This window comes from Brachybacterium sp. UNK5269 (assembly GCF_049266655.1).
Classification (GTDB): Bacteria; Actinomycetota; Actinomycetes; order Actinomycetales; family Dermabacteraceae; genus Brachybacterium.
This window is the reverse complement of the sequence record NZ_CP184883.1, coordinates 1496727-1512220: the sequence shown is the minus strand read 5'-3', so window position 1 is coordinate 1512220 and position 15494 is coordinate 1496727. Positions and strand designations below refer to the sequence as shown.

Sequence of the window (15494 nt, the reverse complement as noted above, 5' to 3'; positions counted from 1 at the left end):
GCCACCGCTCACACCTGCACCTTGTCGGCGATGGCGGCGACGATCCGCTGCACCGCCTCGTCGACGTCGATGCCGTTGTCCTGGCTGCCGTCGCGCATCCGGAAGGAGACGGCGCCGGCCGCCTGGTCCTCGCCGCCGGCGATGAGCAGGTAGGGCACCTTCTCCTTGGTGTGGGTGCGGATCTTCTTCTGCATGCGGTCGTCGGAGGCGTCGACCTCGACCCGCACCCCGTGGGCGCGCAGCTTGTCCGCGACCTGCTCGAGGTAGGGCACGTACTCGGCGGCCACCGGGACCGCGACGACCTGGACGGGCGCGAGCCAGACCGGGAAGGCGCCCGCGTAGTGCTCGAGCAGCACCCCGAAGAAGCGCTCGATCGAGCCGAACAGCGCGCGGTGGATCATCACCGGACGCTGCCGGGAGCCGTCGGGGGCGGTGTACTCGAGCTCGAACAGCTCGGGCTCGAAGAAGTCCAGCTGGATGGTCGAGAGCTGCCAGGTGCGGCCGATCGCGTCCTTCGCCTGCACGGAGATCTTCGGGCCGTAGAAGGCGGCGCCGCCCGGATCGGGCACCAGCTCGAGACCGGAGGCGGTGGCGACCTCCTCGAGGGTGGTCGTGGCCTCCTCCCAGCTGGCGTCGTCGCCCACGGACTTCTCGGGGTCCCGGGTGGACAGCTCGAGGTAGAAGTCGTCCAGGCCGTAGTCCTTGAGCAGGCCCAGCACGAAGTCGAGGGTGTCGGCGATCTCGGAGCGCATCTGCTCGCGGGTGGTGTAGATGTGCGCGTCGTCCTGGGTGAAGCCGCGGGCACGGGTCAGTCCGTGCACCACCCCGGACTTCTCGTAGCGGTAGACGCTGCCGAACTCGAACAGCCGCAGCGGCAGCTCGCGGTAGGAGCGGCCGCGGGAGCGGTAGACGAGGTTGTGCATCGGGCAGTTCATGGGCTTGAGGTAGTAGTCCTGGCCCTGCTTGGTGACGTTGCCGTCGGCGTCGGTCTCCTCGTCGATGTGCATCGGGGGGTACATGCCGTCGGCGTACCACTCGAGGTGCTTGGAGGTCTCGAAGAGGTTCTTCTTGGTGATGTGCGGGGTGGAGACGAAGGAGTACCCGGCCTCGACGTGGCGGCGGCGGGAGTAGTTCTCCATCTCCATCGTGATCATGGCACCCTTGGGGTGGAACACCGGCAGCCCGGAGCCGATCTCGTCCGGGAAGGAGAACAGGTCCAGCTCGTTGCCCAGGCGGCGGTGGTCGCGGCGCTCGGCCTCGGCCAGGCGCTCCTGGTGGGCGCGCAGCTCCTCCTTGGAGGGCCAGGCGGTGCCGTAGACGCGCTGCAGCATCGGGTTCTTCTCGCTGCCGCGCCAGTAGGCGGCGGCCGAGCGGGTCAGCGCGAAGCCGTTGCCGATCAGGCGCGTGGTGGGCAGGTGCGGGCCGCGGCACAGATCGGTCCAGACCACCTCGCCGCGCCGGTTGACGTTGTCGTACATCGACAGGCCGCCGGCGCCGACCTCGACGGCGGCGCCCTCGGCGGCGTCGTCGGCGGTGGACTTCAGAGAGATCAGCTCGAGCTTGTAGGGCTCACCGGCCTCCTCGGCGCGGGCGGCGTCGTCGCTGATCTCGCGGCGCACGAAGCGCTGCCCCTCCTTGACGATCCGTCCCATCTCCTTCTCGAGCGCCTTGAGGGACTCGGGGGTGAAGGGCTCGGCGACGTCGAAGTCGTAGTAGAAGCCGTCGGTGATGGGCGGGCCGATGCCGAGCTTGGCGTCGGGGTCGACCTTCTGCACGGCCTGCGCGAGGACGTGGGCGGTGCTGTGGCGCAGGATCGAGAGCCCGTCGGGGCTGGAGATCTCCACGCCCTGGACGTCCGCGCCCTCGGCCAGGGGGGTGTCGAGGTCGCGCAGCTCCCCGTCCAGGCGCAGGGCGACGATCTCGGTGCGGCCCGCGAACAGCTCGCTGCCCGTGGTCCCCTCCTCGACCTGGTGGGGGGATCCGTCGAGGATGATGGCGATCTGGGCCACGGGAATGCTCCTTGTGCTCGGGGTGAGCCGGCCGACGATGCCGGCTCCATCGGCGATGGTAGTCGCCCGGGCCGCAGGGCCACGACCTGCGCTCACCTCGCGCCTGCGGGGCGGCACCGGGTCCGGGGACGCGAGAAGGGCCCCAGTCCGCAGACCGGGGCCCTTCTGGTGGTGGGCGATACTGGGATCGAACCAGTGACCTCTTCCGTGTCAGGGAAGCGCGCTACCGCTGCGCCAATCGCCCGGACCGACGCGGGGAGCGCCGGTGGAGGTGGGTACGGGATTCGAACCCGTGTACACGGCTTTGCAGGCCGTTGCCTGACCACTCGGCCAACCCACCGAAGATGCTCCCGCATCATGCGGGACGACGCTCCTGACCTTCGTCGGGCGCGCCATCCTCGGAGCGGACGACCGGATTCGAACCGGCGACCCTCACCTTGGCAAGGTGATGCTCTACCAACTGAGCTACGTCCGCGTGAGCGGGATCCGCGGATCCCGTCGTGGGCGATACTGGGATCGAACCAGTGACCTCTTCCGTGTGAAGGAAGCGCGCTACCCCTGCGCCAATCGCCCGAAGGTGTCGTCCACCCTCTCGAGCGGACTCGAAGAAGCCTACACGGTCCCGCCGGGTGCTCGCGGCCACTTCGGGTGTGACCTGCGTCCATCCGTGCCGCGCACGAGCCCGGAGACACAGCGTCGTGACCTCGGCCACTGCGGGCCCCGTGCATTTGCGCCCGGTCCGAGCGCCGCCTAAGGTATTCCCTCGTCGGCCTGGCCGATGTGCGGACGTAGCTCAGTTGGTAGAGCATCACCTTGCCAAGGTGAGGGTCGCCGGTTCGAATCCGGTCGTCCGCTCCATCCCTCCCCCGCCCCCCGGGCGCACGGGCGATTGGCGCAGCGGTAGCGCGCTTCCCTGACACGGAAGAGGTCACTGGTTCGATCCCAGTATCGCCCACCAGCACGACGGCCCTCTCGGCGCTCGAGGGGGCCGCTGCCATCTCCCGGCACCTGCCGGACACGGGGCACCTAGCACACCGCGTCCATGCCCCGGGACCACGGTCCCGGGGTCCGGTACGGCCGACTACTGTGGCCCCATGCAGATCTGGACCGGACAGTCCTACCCCCTGGGTGCCACCTTCGACGGCTCGGGCACCAACTTCGCCCTCTTCTCGGAAGCCGCCGAGCGCGTCGAGCTGTGCCTGCTCGACGACGACGGCGCCGAGCGCCGCATCGAGATCACCGAGGTCGACGCCTTCGTCTGGCACGTCTACCTGCCGGCGGTGCAGCCCGGCCAGCGCTACGGGTTCCGGGTGCACGGCCCCTACGACCCGGCCGCCGGCGTGCGCTGCGATCCCTCGAAGCTGCTGCTGGACCCGTACGCGAAGGCGATCTCCGGGATGGCCAGCAACCACCCCTCGCTGTACAGCTACGACTTCGAGGACCCCACCGCGCGCAACACCGAGGACTCCGCCGCGCACACGATGCACTCCGTGGTGGTCTCCCCCTTCTTCGACTGGGGCAACGACCATCCTCCGGCGCGCGACTACCACGAGACCGTGATCTACGAGGCCCATGTCAAGGGCCTGACGATGCAGCATCCCGACATCGACGACGACATCCGCGGCACCTACGTCGCGATGGGGCATCCGGCGATCATCGAGCACCTCACCGAGCTGGGGGTGACGGCGGTCGAGCTGATGCCGGTGCACCAGTTCGTCCAGGACGGCCACCTGGTGGAGAAGGGCCTGCGCAACTACTGGGGCTACAACACCATCGGCTTCTTCGCCCCGCACAACGAGTACGCCTACGCCGGCGACCAGGGCGAGCAGGTCCGCGAGTTCAAGCAGATGGTCAAGAACCTCCACGAGGCCGACATCGAGGTGATCCTCGACGTGGTCTACAACCACACCGCCGAGGGCAACCACATGGGGCCCACCCTCTGCTTCCGCGGCATCGACAACGCCTCGTACTACCGCCTGGTCGAGGACGACAAGTCCCATTACTACGACACCACCGGCACCGGGAACTCGCTGCTCATGCGCACCCCGCACGTGCTGCAGCTGATCATGGACTCGCTGCGCTACTGGGTCACCGAGATGCACGTGGACGGGTTCCGCTTCGATCTCGCCTCGACCCTGGCCCGCGAGCTGCACGAGGTGGACCGGCTCTCGGCCTTCTTCGACATCATCCAGCAGGACCCGATCATCTCCCAGGTGAAGCTGATCGCCGAGCCGTGGGACCTCGGCGAGGGCGGCTACCAGGTGGGCGGGTTCCCGCCCCTGTGGTCGGAGTGGAACGGCGACTACCGGGACGTGGTGCGCGACTTCCACCGCTCCGAGCCCGGCATGATCGGCGACTTCACCTCGCGCCTGGCTGGCAGCTCGGACCTGTACCAGCACACCGGCCGCACCCCGATCGCCTCGATCAACTTCGTCACCGCCCATGACGGCTTCACCCTGCGCGACCTGGTCTCGTACAACGACCGGCACAACGAGGCCAACCAGGAGGGCGGCAACGACGGCGAGAGCCACAACCGCTCCTGGAACTCGGGCGTGGAGGGCGAGACCGACGATGCGCAGGTCCTCGCCCTGCGCCGGCGCCGGGCGAAGAACATGATGGCCACGCTGCTGGTCAGCCAGGGCGTGCCGATGATCCTGCACGGCGACGAGATCGGCCGCTCCCAGGGCGGCAACAACAACACCTACTGCCAGGACGACGAGATCTCCTGGATGGACTGGGAGCTCGACAGCGAGCAGCAGGAGATGCTCTCCTTCACCCGGCAGATGATCGCGCTGCGTCGCGAGCACCCGATCTTCCGTCGTCGGCGCTTCCTCAGCGGCGACGTGCGCGAGGGCGCCGACTCCACCCTGCCGGACGTCGAATGGCTCGACACCCTGGGCACCCGGATGACCGAGGCCGACTGGAACGACGCGCACAACAAGTGCCTGACGATGTTCCTCAACGGCTCGGCCATCCCGGAGCCGAACCTGCGCGGTGAGCGCATCATCGACGACTCCGCGCTGGTCATGTTCAACGCCTCGGGCAACACGGTGGACTTCACGCTCCCGCCCGCCGAGTACGGCGAGCAGTGGGAGGTGGTGGTGGGCACCGGCGAGACCATCGACGTCGGCACCACCCTGAGCGCCGCCGAGACCATCACCCGGCCCAGCCATTCGCTGATGATCCTGATGCGGCCCGCGATGGAACTCGCCACGGAGGACAACGTCCCCGAGGACGAGGAACGGCCCGCCCGCGCCTGAGCCCCATCCGCCCTGCGCCCGCAGGGCGGCGACCAAGGAGAGCACCGACCCGTGAGCCTCGAACCCGCCCGCCGTCCCGACCCCGAGCGCGCAGGCTCCGCCACCGGTGCCCTGCGCAGCGTGCGCCCCGTGCCGACCTCGACGTACCGCCTGCAGCTGCACGAGGGCTTCACGGCCGACGACGCCGCAGCGCTGGTGCCGTACCTGGCCCGGCTCGGCGTGGGGCACGTCTTCTGCTCGCCCGTGCTGCAGGCGGCCCCCGGGTCGACCCACGGCTACGACGTGGTCGACCACAGCCGGATCAGCGAGGAGATCGGGGGCGAGGCGGCGCTGCGGCGCCTGGCCGAGGCCGCCCATGCGCACGGGATGGGCCTGATCGTCGACGTGGTCCCCAACCACATGGCGATCCCCACCCCGATCTGGCACAACCGCGCGCTGTGGTCGGTGCTGCGGGAGGGTCCCGCCTCCCCGTACGCGCAGTGGTTCGACCTCGACCCCTCCGCCGAACGCTCCATCCTGGTGCCGGTGCTGGGCCGCCCGATCGGCGCGGTGCTGGCCGACGGCGAGATCTCCGTGGGTGCCGAGGAGATCCCGCAGGCCGACGGCACCACTCTCACCGAGACCGTGCTGCGGTACTACGACCATGTGCTGCCGGTGGCCGCCGGCACCGAGCACCTGGGACTGGCGGACCTGCTGGACCGCCAGTGGTACCGGCTGGCGTACTGGAAGGTCTCCGACGACGAGCTGAACTACCGGCGCTTCTTCGACGTGGACACCCTGGCCGCGGTGCGCGTCGAGCTGCCCGAGGTGTTCGAGGCCACCCATGCCACCCTGCTGCGCCTGCAGGCCGAGGGCATCATCGACGGCTACCGCATCGACCATCCCGACGGCCTGGCCGACCCCCGCGGCTACCTGCGCGATCTCGAGCAGGCCACCGGCGGCGCCTGGACCGTGGTGGAGAAGATCCTCGAGGGCGAGGAGCACCTGCCCGGCGACTTCCCCTGCGCGGGCACCACCGGCTACGACGCCCTGTGGCGGGTGGGCGGGCTGTTCCACGACGCCCACGGCGCCTCGGGCCTGACCCATCTGTGGCAGCGCCGCACCGGGGACCAGCGGCCCTTCGAGGAGGTGGCCGAGGAGTCCACCAACCTCGTGATCTTCACCAGCCTGTGGGCGGAGATCGAGCGCCTGACCACGCTGATCCACCGCATCTGCCAGGAGGACATCCGCCTGCGCGACACCACCCGGCGCAACCTCCAGCGGACCATCGTGGCGCTGCTGGGGTCGATGGACCGCTACCGCGCCTACATCGTGCCCGGCGAGCCCGCCCCCGGCGCCGAGCGCGCGGTGATCGAGCAGGCCGCCGCCCGGGCCCGGCAGCAGCTCGAGGACGACGAGGACGTGCTGGCCACGCTCGACCTGGTGGTGGCCCTGGTGTGCGGGGACGAGGTCGGCAGCGCGGGCCGCAGCGGCAGCGCGGAGCGCGACGAGGTGGTGGTCCGCTTCGCCCAGACCTGCGGTCCGGTGCACGCCAAGGGCCTCGAGGACACCGCCTTCTACCGCTACACCCGCTTCCTCGCGGTCAACGAGGTGGGCGCGGATCCGGACCGGATCGGGGTCGAGCCGGACACCCTGCACGACCACGCCCAGGCGATGGTGCGCACCCGCCCCGATGCGATGACCACCCTGTCCACCCATGACACCAAGCGCAGCGAGGACGTGCGCGCGCGGCTGGCGGTGCTCACCGAGCAGCCGCAGGAGTGGGCGCTGACGGTGCAGGAGCTCGAGCGGGCCACCCTGGGTGATCGCGGGGACCGGGTCGACGGGGCCATCGACCTGCTGCTGTGGCAGACCCTCGCCGCCTGCTGGGACCTGCCCGGCGCGGACGCCCCGCGGATCACCGCCGAACGGCTGGAGGGGTACCTGCTCAAGGCCATGCGGGAGGCGAAGAGCTTCACCACCTGGACCGAGCAGGACGCCGAGTACGAGCAGCAGGTGCTCGACCTCGGTCGCGCCGCCCTCGCCAGCGCGGAGGTCGACCAGCTGCTGACCGACTGGACCCGACGCACCCTGAGCGGGCAGCGCTCGGCGATCCTCGGGCAGAAGCTGATCCAGCTCACCATGCCCGGGGTTCCCGACGTCTACCAGGGCAACGAGTCCGTCGACCTCTCGCTGGTGGATCCCGACAACCGGCGCCCGGTCGACCATGCCGGTCGCGCCGCCCGCCTGCAGCGGATGATCGAGGGTGCCGGCCCCGACGGGATCGGCGACGAGAAGCTGTGGCTGACCCACCGGGCGCTGGTGCTGCGCAGGGAGCGCCCCGAGCTGTTCCAGGGACGCGAGGCCGCCTACCGTCCGCTGCCCACCACCACCGGTCACGCGGTCGCCTTCGGCCGCGCGGTCGGCGAGGGCCCGGTGGAGGTCGTCACCGTCGCCACCCGGCTCGCGCTGGGCCTGGAGCGCCGCGGCGGCTGGGGCGAGTCCTGGATCGCCCTGCCCGAGGGCCGCTGGCGGGACGCCCTCAGCGGCGCCGAGTTCCCCGGCGGGCTGCTGGCGCTCGACGAGCTGCTGTCCGCCTGGCCGGTGGCCCTGCTGGTGCGCACCGGCGCGCCGACCCCGGCCACCTCCCCCGCCCCCACCGAGGAGACGAGATGACCACCGCTGCCCTGCCCCCGGTCGCCGCACGCGCCTACGACCGCTACCGCGTCTGGGCCCCGTCGGCCTCCGCCGTCACCGTGCGGATCGACGGCGCCGAGCACGCCATGCAGCCCCTGGCGGACGCTGCGGAGGGCTGGTTCGAGCTGCCCGGGGTCAGCGCCCGACCGGGAGCCCGCTACGCCTTCCGCCTCGACGACGGCGAGCAGTGGCTGCCCGACCCGCGCTCGCTGTCCCAGCCGGACGGCGTCCACGCCGACAGCGAGGTGGTCGACCCCCTCGCCCTGCGCGGCCCCACCGAGTTCGCGGGGCGCAGCCTGCGCGGGAAGGTGCTGTACGAGCTCCATATGGGCACGTTCACGCCCGGTCCCGACGGCCGCGGCGGCACCTTCGACTCGGCGATCGAGCGGCTCGACGAGCTGGTGGACCTCGGGGTCGACGCGGTCGAGCTGATGCCGATCGCGACCTTCCCCGGGCAGCGCGGCTGGGGCTACGACGGGGTGGGGCTGTACGCGACCCACGCCGCCTACGGCGGACCGGCGGGCCTGGCCCGCTTCGTCGACGCCGCCCATGCCCGCGGTCTCGCGGTGGTCCTGGACGTGGTGCACAACCACCTCGGCCCCGCCGGCAACTACCTGGGCGCCTTCGGCCCCTACTTCACCGAGCAGCACCACACCCCCTGGGGCGCAGCGGTCAACCTCGACCAGCCGGGCTCGCGCGAGGTGCGGGACTTCCTGCTGGGCAGCGCCCGGCTCTGGCTGGTGGACGTGGGCCTGGACGGGCTGCGGCTGGACGCCGTCCACGAGCTGGCCGACGACTCCGAGCGACACTTCCTGGCCGAGCTCGCCGATGCGGTGACGGCCTGGGAGGCCGAGACCGGCCGCGAGCTGACGCTGATCGCGGAGTCGGACCGCAACGACCCCCGGACCGTCACCCCCACCGCCGCCGGCGGGCTGGGGATGGACATGCAGTGGGCCGACGACGTCCACCACGGCGTGCACGCCTGGATCTCCGGCGAGCGCGTGGGCTACTACTCGGACTTCGGCAGCGCCGAGACGCTCGCCACGGTGCTGACCCGGATCTTCCTCCACGCCGGGAGCTACTCCTCGTTCCGCGGCGAGGTGTGGGGAGCGCCGGTGGATCCCGCCTCCCCCGACTACGACGGTCATTCCTTCGTCACGTTCCTGCAGGACCACGACCAGGTGGGCAACCGGGCCACCGGTGACCGCCTGCACCACTCCCTCACCCCCGAGCAGCACGCCGCCGCGATCGCGCTGGTGCTGCTGGGCCCCGGCACCCCGATGCTGTTCCAGGGCGAGGAGTGGGCGGCCTCCACCCCGTTCACCTACTTCACCGACCACGACGACGAGCTGGGCCCGCTGGTAAGCAAGGGCCGCACGGAGGAGTTCGCCGAGATGGGCTGGGCCGAGGAGGTCCCCGACCCGCAGCAGCTCAGCACCTTCACCTCCTCGATCCTGCGCTGGCAGGAGCGGGAGGACGGCGATCACGGCCGGATCCTGGACTGGTACCGGACCCTGATCGCGCTGCGCCGCGAGCAGGCCGATCTCCACGACCCGGATCTGGCGCGCACCGCCGTCGAGGTGCTGGCCGAGCAGACCGTGCTGCTGCGCCGCGGGGACCTCGCGGTGCTCAGCCACCGCGGACCCGGCCCCTCGGCCGAGGTCGCCGCCGGCTCCGCGGTGCTGGCCGCCTTCGGCGAGGTCGAGCAGACCGAGGACGGCGCGCTGCGGCTGCTCGACGCGGGGGCCGTCGTGCTGCGACCCGCGAGCGACCACCGGGGCTGAGCGGGGCCCGGGAGCGCCGGCGGCCCCTCCCGGCTCAGCGGGCGGCGTCCGCCGAGCCGGCCGGACGCAGCAGGGCGCCCCCGTCGTCGGCCAGGGAGGCGAGCCGGGACAGGGCCCGCAGGTACTTCTTGCGGTAGCCGCTGCGCATCAGCTCGGCGGAGAACAGGTCGGTGAGGACCTGGGGGCCGGTCGCGCCGTCGGCGGCCGTCTCCTGCGCAAGGGACACCAGCGTCGGCACCTCGCGGTCGTAGAGCCGGTCCACCAGCACCACGAAGCGCAGGGCGTCGTGGTGATGGCTCAGCCCGTGCATGCCGGTGACGTGCGCGGCGGCGACGTCGTCGAGCAGGGCGCCGTAGCGGGAGGGGTGGACCTTCACGAGGTGGGCGAGCAGGGCGTCGAAGTTGTCCAGGGCGGCGCCGGGGAGCCCCTCGGCATGCTCCCGGACCCGGGCCTCCGGCAGTGCCACGATCTCGGTGACGCCGTCGCGGCGGCGGTAGTCCTCGCCGTCGATCCGCACCACCTGGAAGCGCTCGGCCATCGCCTGGATCTCCCGCAGGAAGTCCTGGGCGGCGAACCGGCCCTCCCCGAGCGCGTCGGGCAGGGTGTTCGAGGTCGCGGCGACCGCGACGCCCCGGTCGGAGAGCTCCCGCAGCAGGCGGGTCATCAGGAGGGTGTCGCCGGGGTCGTCGAGCTCGAACTCGTCGATGCACACCAGCACCGACTCCCCCAGCAGGTCCACGGCCTTCTGGAAGCCCAGCGCCCCCACCAGCTCGGTGTACTCCACGAAGGTGCCGTAGACGCGGTTGCCCCCGGCCGCATGGAACAGGGAGGTCAGCAGGTGGGTCTTGCCCACCCCGAAGCCGCCGTCGAGGTAGATGCCGCGCGCCGCCTCGCTCCGGCCCCGCAGGCGGGAGAGCAGACCGCCGCGGGGCCTGCCCAGCTGCGCCGCGAACTCGGTGATGCGCTGCTTGGCCTCCTCCTGCGAGGGGTGGGCGGGATCGGGCACGTAGTTCTCGAGCCGGGCCGCGGAGAAGCGGGGCGGCGGCACCAGGTCCGCGAGCAGCCGGTCGAGGGTGGGGACGGGCCGGCGGTCGCTGAGGGCGTGGGTCACGCGGGCCAGTGTAGGGGCCGCGGCGCTCCCGCCCCGGATCCGCCCGTCGGTCGGCCGGGGCCTGCGGCCGGCTAGAGCCGCAGGCCGATGGAGTCGGCCCGGGCGGGGGCGCCGGGGTCGCGCACCGGCACCTGCACGGCGGCCGGGTCGATGTCGAGGTCGAGCACCTCGATCAGGTAGTCGGCGAGCCGGCGCTCGTAGCGGGCCGGGTCCCGGTTCCACTCTCGGGTGTGCGAGGCCCCGTCGACGGGCACGAACTCGACCGTGTCCGGTCGCAGCGCGGCCAGCAGGCGGCTGGGGCCCGGGGGCACCGTCGCATCGTCGAGGGCGTGGAAGAGCAGCGTGGGATGGCTCAGGTGATCGGCGTAGTACCGCGGGGTCATCTCGTGCAGCGCGAGCGGCTCGTGCAGGCGCACCAGACGGGCCCCGATCCGGGAGGTCATCATCCACAGGGCGAGCTGCCGCATGGCCGGCGGCGCCTTCAGCGCGGTGGCGTGGAAGACCAGGATGTCCTGCCAGTCCACGGCCGGGGAGTCCAGCACCAGGGCGGAGATGAGCTCCCGGTGGGCGGAGCGCACCGAGGTGCGCAGGGCGATGCCGCCGCCCATCGACCATCCCATCAGCACCAGGCGGCGGGCGCCCTGGGCGAGCGCGAACTCGATCGCCGCCTCGGTGTCCTCCCATTCGGCGGAGCCGAGGTGGTGCATGCGGTCCGCGGAGGCCGGCGCCCCGGCGTCGTTGCGGTAGGTGATCGCGAGGCTGGTCAGACCCAGCCGGTGCAGCAGCGGCAGCACCCGCAGGGTCTCTCCCCGGGCGGAGCCGTGGCCGTGGATGAGGATCGCCCAGGTGTCGGCGTGGTCGGGGGCGGCGGCGTCCGGCGCGGGGCGCACCAGCCAGGCGGGCATGTGCCCCACCGGCGAGTCGATCTCGACCTCCTGCGTGGGCAGCCCGTGCGCGGTCTGCGGGGTGCCCGCCCAGAAGAAGCCGTTGCTCGCGGCCGGCGCCACCTGCAGCGGCTGCTCGGTGTCGGTGGCCAGCAGCGGCCGCGAGACGGTGGTGGGGGTGGGGCGGCCCTGGACCGGGCCGAGCCGCACGTGGATCGCGCCGGCCGCCTGGCGCAGCGCCAGCACCCCGCCCCGCCGGGAGACCGCGGAGTCGTCCAGATGCACGCGATCGGGATGCACGGCGCGCACGGCGAGGTCGGGACGGCCGCGCAGGCTCTCGCGCGGCACCAGCGGCAGGCGCGCCATCACCCGCGCCCCGACCGTCAGCGCCCCTGCGCTGAGCGCGAACATCGCGGCCGCGCCGGAGGCCCCGTAGGCCACCACCGTCGGCCATCGCGCCTGGTCAGGACGGCGGGGCAGCAGGGAGGAGCGGCGGTCCGCCGGGGTGGTGGAGCGGGTCCGAGGCAGGTCGCGCATCATGGGGCGCATCCTATCGACGGGCTACCCTGGAGGTGGTGGACGACCCGTCCGCCACCCCCTGCGGAGCAGTGCGCTCCGCTGCCGAGAGCGGCGCCCTCCGGCGTCGCAGAGCGGAGGAAATCGATGTCGACCGATCCCATCGGCACCCGTCCCTACCCCGTCGCGATCAGCGAGGAGGAATGGCGCCGGCGCCTCTCCCCCGGCGAGTACCAGGTGCTCCGCCAGGGCGGCACCGAGCGCCCGGGGACCGGGGAGTACGAGGAGGTGCGACCGGCGGGGACCTACGCCTGCAAGGGCTGCGGCACCGAGCTGTTCACCGCCGAGACCCAGTTCGACGCCCACTGCGGCTGGCCCGCCTTCTACGCCCCCGCGGACTCCGACGCGGTCGAGCTGCTCGAGGACACCTCGCTGGGCATGCGCCGCATAGAGGTGCGCTGCGCGAGCTGCGGCTCCCATCTCGGCCACGTCTTCGAGGGCGAGGGCTTCGCGACCCCCACCGACCAGCGGTACTGCATCAACTCCATCAGCCTCGTCCACAGCGACGATGCGCCGGCCGGAGGCGCCGCCGCCGTCTGAGACCGCCGCCCGGCCGGGGCGCTGCGGCGCGCCTGCCGGGCCCGGGCCCGTCGCGGAGTTACTCTCCCAGCGTGTCCGTGCATCGAATCCGCACCGGCGACGACACCTTCCGTGCCGCCGTCGACGCCATGACCAGCGCCCCGACGCGCTCCGAGTTCGAGTGGCGCAGCATCCCCGCGCCCGTCCGGATGGCGCCGTCGACCTGGGCCTGCACCGGCGAGATCGTGGTCCACGACGAGGAGCTCGCCTCCGGCCGCCTGGTCATCCTGCACGATCCCGAGGGGCAGGAGTCCTGGGACGGCACCTATCGCCTGGTCGCCCTGGTCCAGGCCCAGCTCGAACCGGAGTTCGCGATCGAGTCGATGCTCGGTGACGTGGCCTGGTCCTGGGTCACCGAGGCCCTCGAGCTCCATGACGCCGAATCCCGGGAGCTGGGCTGCACCGCCACCCGGGTGGTCTCCCAGTCCTACGGGGCGCTGGCCTCCCGCCCCTCGACCGTGGACGTCGAGATGCGGATCTCCTGGACCCCGGAGGCCGCCGTGCCCCCCGGCGTCCCCGATCTGGCCCCTCATTTCGCGGCGTGGATCGCCATGCTGGCCGCCGCCGGGGGGCTCCCTCCCGCGCCCGCCCGCATCGCCCCGATCGCCCCCTCCCACCACGCGAGGGCCCCGCGCCCCGAGGAAGCCGGTGACATCCGGTGACGAAGTCCCCCGCCGTCAGCGCCCTGCAGGCTCCCCGCGACGGACTGGTGCCCCTGATCGACCGCATCCAGCCCCTGCTGGCGTGGTGCGAAGCGGCCGCTGCGGCGCCCGACGAACCGGTCGCGGTCGACGCCGAGCGCGCCTCCAGCTACCGGTACAGCTCCCGCGCCTACCTGGTGCAGCTGCGCACCGCGGCCGCCGGCACCGCGCTGATCGATCCGCTGGCGTTCACGATGCCCGCGACGCTGAAGACGCTGCTGGCCGAGCGGGAATGGGTGCTGCACGCGGCCGGGCAGGACCTGCCCAGCCTCGCCGAACTCGGCCTGCACCCGGCGAGCCTGTTCGACACCGAGCTGGCGGCGCGGCTGCTGGGGATGGAGCGGGTGGGGCTCGGCGCCGTCGTCGAGGACACGCTCGGGCTGCACCTGGCCAAGGAGCACTCGGCCGCGGACTGGTCGAAGCGACCGCTGCCGGAGGGCTGGCTGACCTATGCCGCGCTCGACGTGGAGGTCCTGATCGAGGTCCGCGACGTCCTCGCCGAGCGCCTGCGCGCCGCCGGCAAGGACGACTGGGCCCGTCAGGAGTTCGAGCACGAGCGGAGGCGCGACCACTCCCCGACCCGCTCCTCGAGCTGGCGGGGGCTGCACGGACTGGGCTCCCTGCGCACGGCGCGGCAGCTCGCCGCCGCCCGCGAGATGTGGAACCAGCGCGACGCCATCGCGAGCGCCGAGGACCTCTCCCCGCACCGGGTCATCAAGGACCGCGACATCGTGGCCGCCGCGAAGGAGGCCCCGCGGGGCCGGGAGGCCTTCGACCGCGCCCTGCCCGCGCGGCTGCGTCGTAAGGACATGTGGTGGAAGGCGGCGCGCTCCGGGATCGATCTGCCTCCTGCGCACCTGCCCGAGCGCAGCGAGCGCTCCTACCCTCCGCCGCACAAGCTCTGGTCCAAGAAGTACCCGGAGGTCGCCGAGCGCTACCTGGTGGCGCGCACCGCGGTCAACGAGCGCGCCGAGGACCTGGAGATGCCGCCCGAGAACCTGCTGCAGCCGGCGCTGCTGCGGCAGTGGGTGTGGGAGCACGAGCAGGTGCCGGAGGAAGCGGTGCTGGAGGCCGAGCTGCTCGCCCTCGGAGCGCGGCCCTGGCAGGCCGAGCAGACCGCCCCGGTGATCCATCGGGCGCTCACCGAGGACGACTGAGCCCGCCGCGCTCCTCCATGATCGCGAGCATGTCCCGCAGCGACCGGGTCAGCCGGTCGATAGATGCGACAGCAGGCGTGGAGTCCTCGCGAACCGTGTCCAGTGCCTCGCGCAGCACGGGCCGATGCGAGGTCGTCGAGCCGGACTGGTACTCGCGGTAGGTCTTGTCGACCTCGACGATCGCCTCGATCCGCCGGGCGAGATATCTCGCCGGTAGAGGGGCCCTGGACGTGCCCGACGCGCTGCGTGGCCGGCATCGTCTATTCCGCCCGTCCGGTGTCGCCGCTCGCCCGCCACTCGGCGTAGGACACGGCGAGGATGACCAGGCCGCCGAGCCCGAACCCGAGATCCAAGCCCGTGAGGGTCAGGCCGTCGATCAGTCACTCCGCAACCACGATGAGTACCGCGGCGACGACGAACCCGGGCCCGAGCCGCTGCCGCTTCTTCCACCGGGGCATCATCTACTACTCCGTCCACTGTCGTTCGCGGCGTTCCTGCGACCACCTCGCCGCGGGGGCGCCGAGCGGCAGCAGCGCGCCGACGGTGATGATCAGCCCGATGTTCCCCATCGCAGTCCGCCGTCGATGAGGGCGATGAGGACCATTCCGACGATGCCGACCGCGGCCAGCGCGTCGCCGTCGTTGCGCAGCTGGCGCCAAGGCGGCAAGCGCGACAGCGAGAAGAACATGCGGCCATAGTGTCCCGCTGAGGTGGTCGGCGCGTCCGCATAGCAGATGCGTCACCAGATTTCCGTACG

General features: G+C 72.1%; 11 protein-coding genes and 6 tRNA genes. 8 read left to right on the top strand and 9 right to left on the bottom strand.

Annotation, left to right across the window (positions count from 1 at the left end; all coding sequences use genetic code 11):
- Positions 1–8 precede the first annotated feature (8 nt).
- The 5 genes from thrS to ACOJUI_RS06960 all read right to left on the bottom strand — a co-directional run bounded on the left by thrS (position 9) and on the right by ACOJUI_RS06960 (position 2582).
- Positions 9–2009 carry a threonine--tRNA ligase gene (thrS, locus tag ACOJUI_RS06980; protein ID WP_422117337.1) on the bottom strand — a complete coding sequence of 667 codons (2001 nt, stop codon included), beginning with the start codon at positions 2007–2009 and terminating at the stop codon, positions 9–11.
- Between the two features lie 169 nt (positions 2010–2178).
- Positions 2179–2253 (bottom strand) — tRNA-Val (locus tag ACOJUI_RS06975).
- Between the two features lie 22 nt (positions 2254–2275).
- A tRNA-Cys gene (locus ACOJUI_RS06970) sits at positions 2276–2349 on the bottom strand.
- Positions 2350–2411: 62 nt separating this feature from the next.
- Positions 2412–2484: transfer RNA gene (locus tag ACOJUI_RS06965), tRNA-Gly, on the bottom strand.
- 26 nt (positions 2485–2510) lie between these two features.
- A tRNA-Val gene (locus tag ACOJUI_RS06960) sits at positions 2511–2582 on the bottom strand.
- 209 nt (positions 2583–2791) lie between these two features.
- On the opposite strand from ACOJUI_RS06960, the gene ACOJUI_RS06955 reads away from it, so the two are divergent.
- From ACOJUI_RS06955 to treZ, 5 genes are all read left to right on the top strand, one after another.
- Positions 2792–2867 (top strand) — tRNA-Gly (locus ACOJUI_RS06955).
- A gap of 25 nt (positions 2868–2892) precedes the next feature.
- A tRNA-Val gene (locus ACOJUI_RS06950) sits at positions 2893–2967 on the top strand.
- Between the two features lie 136 nt (positions 2968–3103).
- Complete coding sequence (glgX, locus tag ACOJUI_RS06945) at positions 3104–5269, top strand: glycogen debranching protein GlgX (protein WP_422117336.1); 2166 nt, start codon at positions 3104–3106, stop codon at positions 5267–5269.
- A 51-nt stretch (positions 5270–5320) separates the two neighbouring features.
- A complete protein-coding gene (treY, locus tag ACOJUI_RS06940; RefSeq protein ID WP_422117335.1) occupies positions 5321–7924 on the top strand; it encodes a malto-oligosyltrehalose synthase in 2604 nt (867 codons plus the stop codon).
- Positions 7921–9729, top strand: a complete 1809-nt coding sequence (treZ, locus tag ACOJUI_RS06935) for a malto-oligosyltrehalose trehalohydrolase (RefSeq protein ID WP_422117334.1) — start codon at positions 7921–7923, stop codon at positions 9727–9729. The genes treY and treZ overlap by 4 nt, the downstream gene beginning before the upstream one ends.
- Positions 9730–9763: 34 nt before the next feature.
- Here treZ and zapE read toward each other — a convergent pair whose 3' ends face one another.
- Complete coding sequence (gene zapE / locus ACOJUI_RS06930) at positions 9764–10840, bottom strand: cell division protein ZapE (RefSeq protein ID WP_422117333.1); 1077 nt, start codon at positions 10838–10840, stop codon at positions 9764–9766.
- A 71-nt stretch (positions 10841–10911) separates the two neighbouring features.
- The gene (locus ACOJUI_RS06925; RefSeq protein WP_422117332.1) at positions 10912–12264 is read right to left on the bottom strand and encodes an alpha/beta hydrolase family protein; all 1353 of its coding nucleotides are present in this window, start codon (positions 12262–12264) and stop codon (positions 10912–10914) included.
- Positions 12265–12387: 123 nt separating this feature from the next.
- Here ACOJUI_RS06925 and msrB point away from each other — a divergent pair, with 123 nt between their 5' ends.
- The 3 genes from msrB to ACOJUI_RS06910 all read left to right on the top strand — a co-directional run bounded on the left by msrB (position 12388) and on the right by ACOJUI_RS06910 (position 14737).
- Positions 12388–12840 (top strand): peptide-methionine (R)-S-oxide reductase MsrB, encoded by a 453-nt coding sequence (gene msrB, locus ACOJUI_RS06920; protein WP_422117331.1) that lies wholly within the window; start codon positions 12388–12390, stop codon positions 12838–12840.
- A gap of 71 nt (positions 12841–12911) precedes the next feature.
- The gene (locus tag ACOJUI_RS06915) at positions 12912–13541 is read left to right on the top strand and encodes a DUF3000 domain-containing protein (RefSeq protein WP_422117330.1); all 630 of its coding nucleotides are present in this window, start codon (positions 12912–12914) and stop codon (positions 13539–13541) included.
- Positions 13538–14737 carry a ribonuclease D gene (locus ACOJUI_RS06910; protein WP_422117329.1) on the top strand — a complete coding sequence of 400 codons (1200 nt, stop codon included), beginning with the start codon at positions 13538–13540 and terminating at the stop codon, positions 14735–14737. Before ACOJUI_RS06915 ends, ACOJUI_RS06910 begins: the two co-directional genes overlap by 4 nt.
- Here the strand turns inward: ACOJUI_RS06910 and ACOJUI_RS06905 are convergent.
- Together ACOJUI_RS06905 and ACOJUI_RS06900 are read right to left on the bottom strand one after the other, a co-directional pair.
- On the bottom strand, positions 14721–14855 hold the full coding sequence (locus ACOJUI_RS06905; protein WP_422117328.1) for a hypothetical protein: 135 nt from the start codon (positions 14853–14855) through the stop codon (positions 14721–14723). The two genes, ACOJUI_RS06910 and ACOJUI_RS06905, sit on opposite strands and share 17 nt — an antisense overlap.
- A gap of 432 nt (positions 14856–15287) precedes the next feature.
- The gene (locus ACOJUI_RS06900; RefSeq protein ID WP_422117327.1) at positions 15288–15425 is read right to left on the bottom strand and encodes a hypothetical protein; all 138 of its coding nucleotides are present in this window, start codon (positions 15423–15425) and stop codon (positions 15288–15290) included.
- Positions 15426–15494 lie beyond the last annotated feature (69 nt).

Excerpts from the sequence above, each read along its gene's own strand:
- ACOJUI_RS06900 (WP_422117327.1), bottom strand. The coding sequence starts at position 15,425 with ATGTTCTTCTCGCTGTCGCGCTTGCCGCCTTGGCGCCAGCTGCGCAAC.
- glgX (WP_422117336.1), top strand. The coding sequence starts at position 3,104 with ATGCAGATCTGGACCGGACAGTCCTACCCCCTGGGTGCCACCTTCGAC.
- msrB (WP_422117331.1), top strand. The coding sequence starts at position 12,388 with ATGTCGACCGATCCCATCGGCACCCGTCCCTACCCCGTCGCGATCAGC.
- treZ (WP_422117334.1), top strand. The coding sequence starts at position 7,921 with ATGACCACCGCTGCCCTGCCCCCGGTCGCCGCACGCGCCTACGACCGC.
- ACOJUI_RS06925 (WP_422117332.1), bottom strand. The coding sequence starts at position 12,264 with ATGATGCGCGACCTGCCTCGGACCCGCTCCACCACCCCGGCGGACCGC.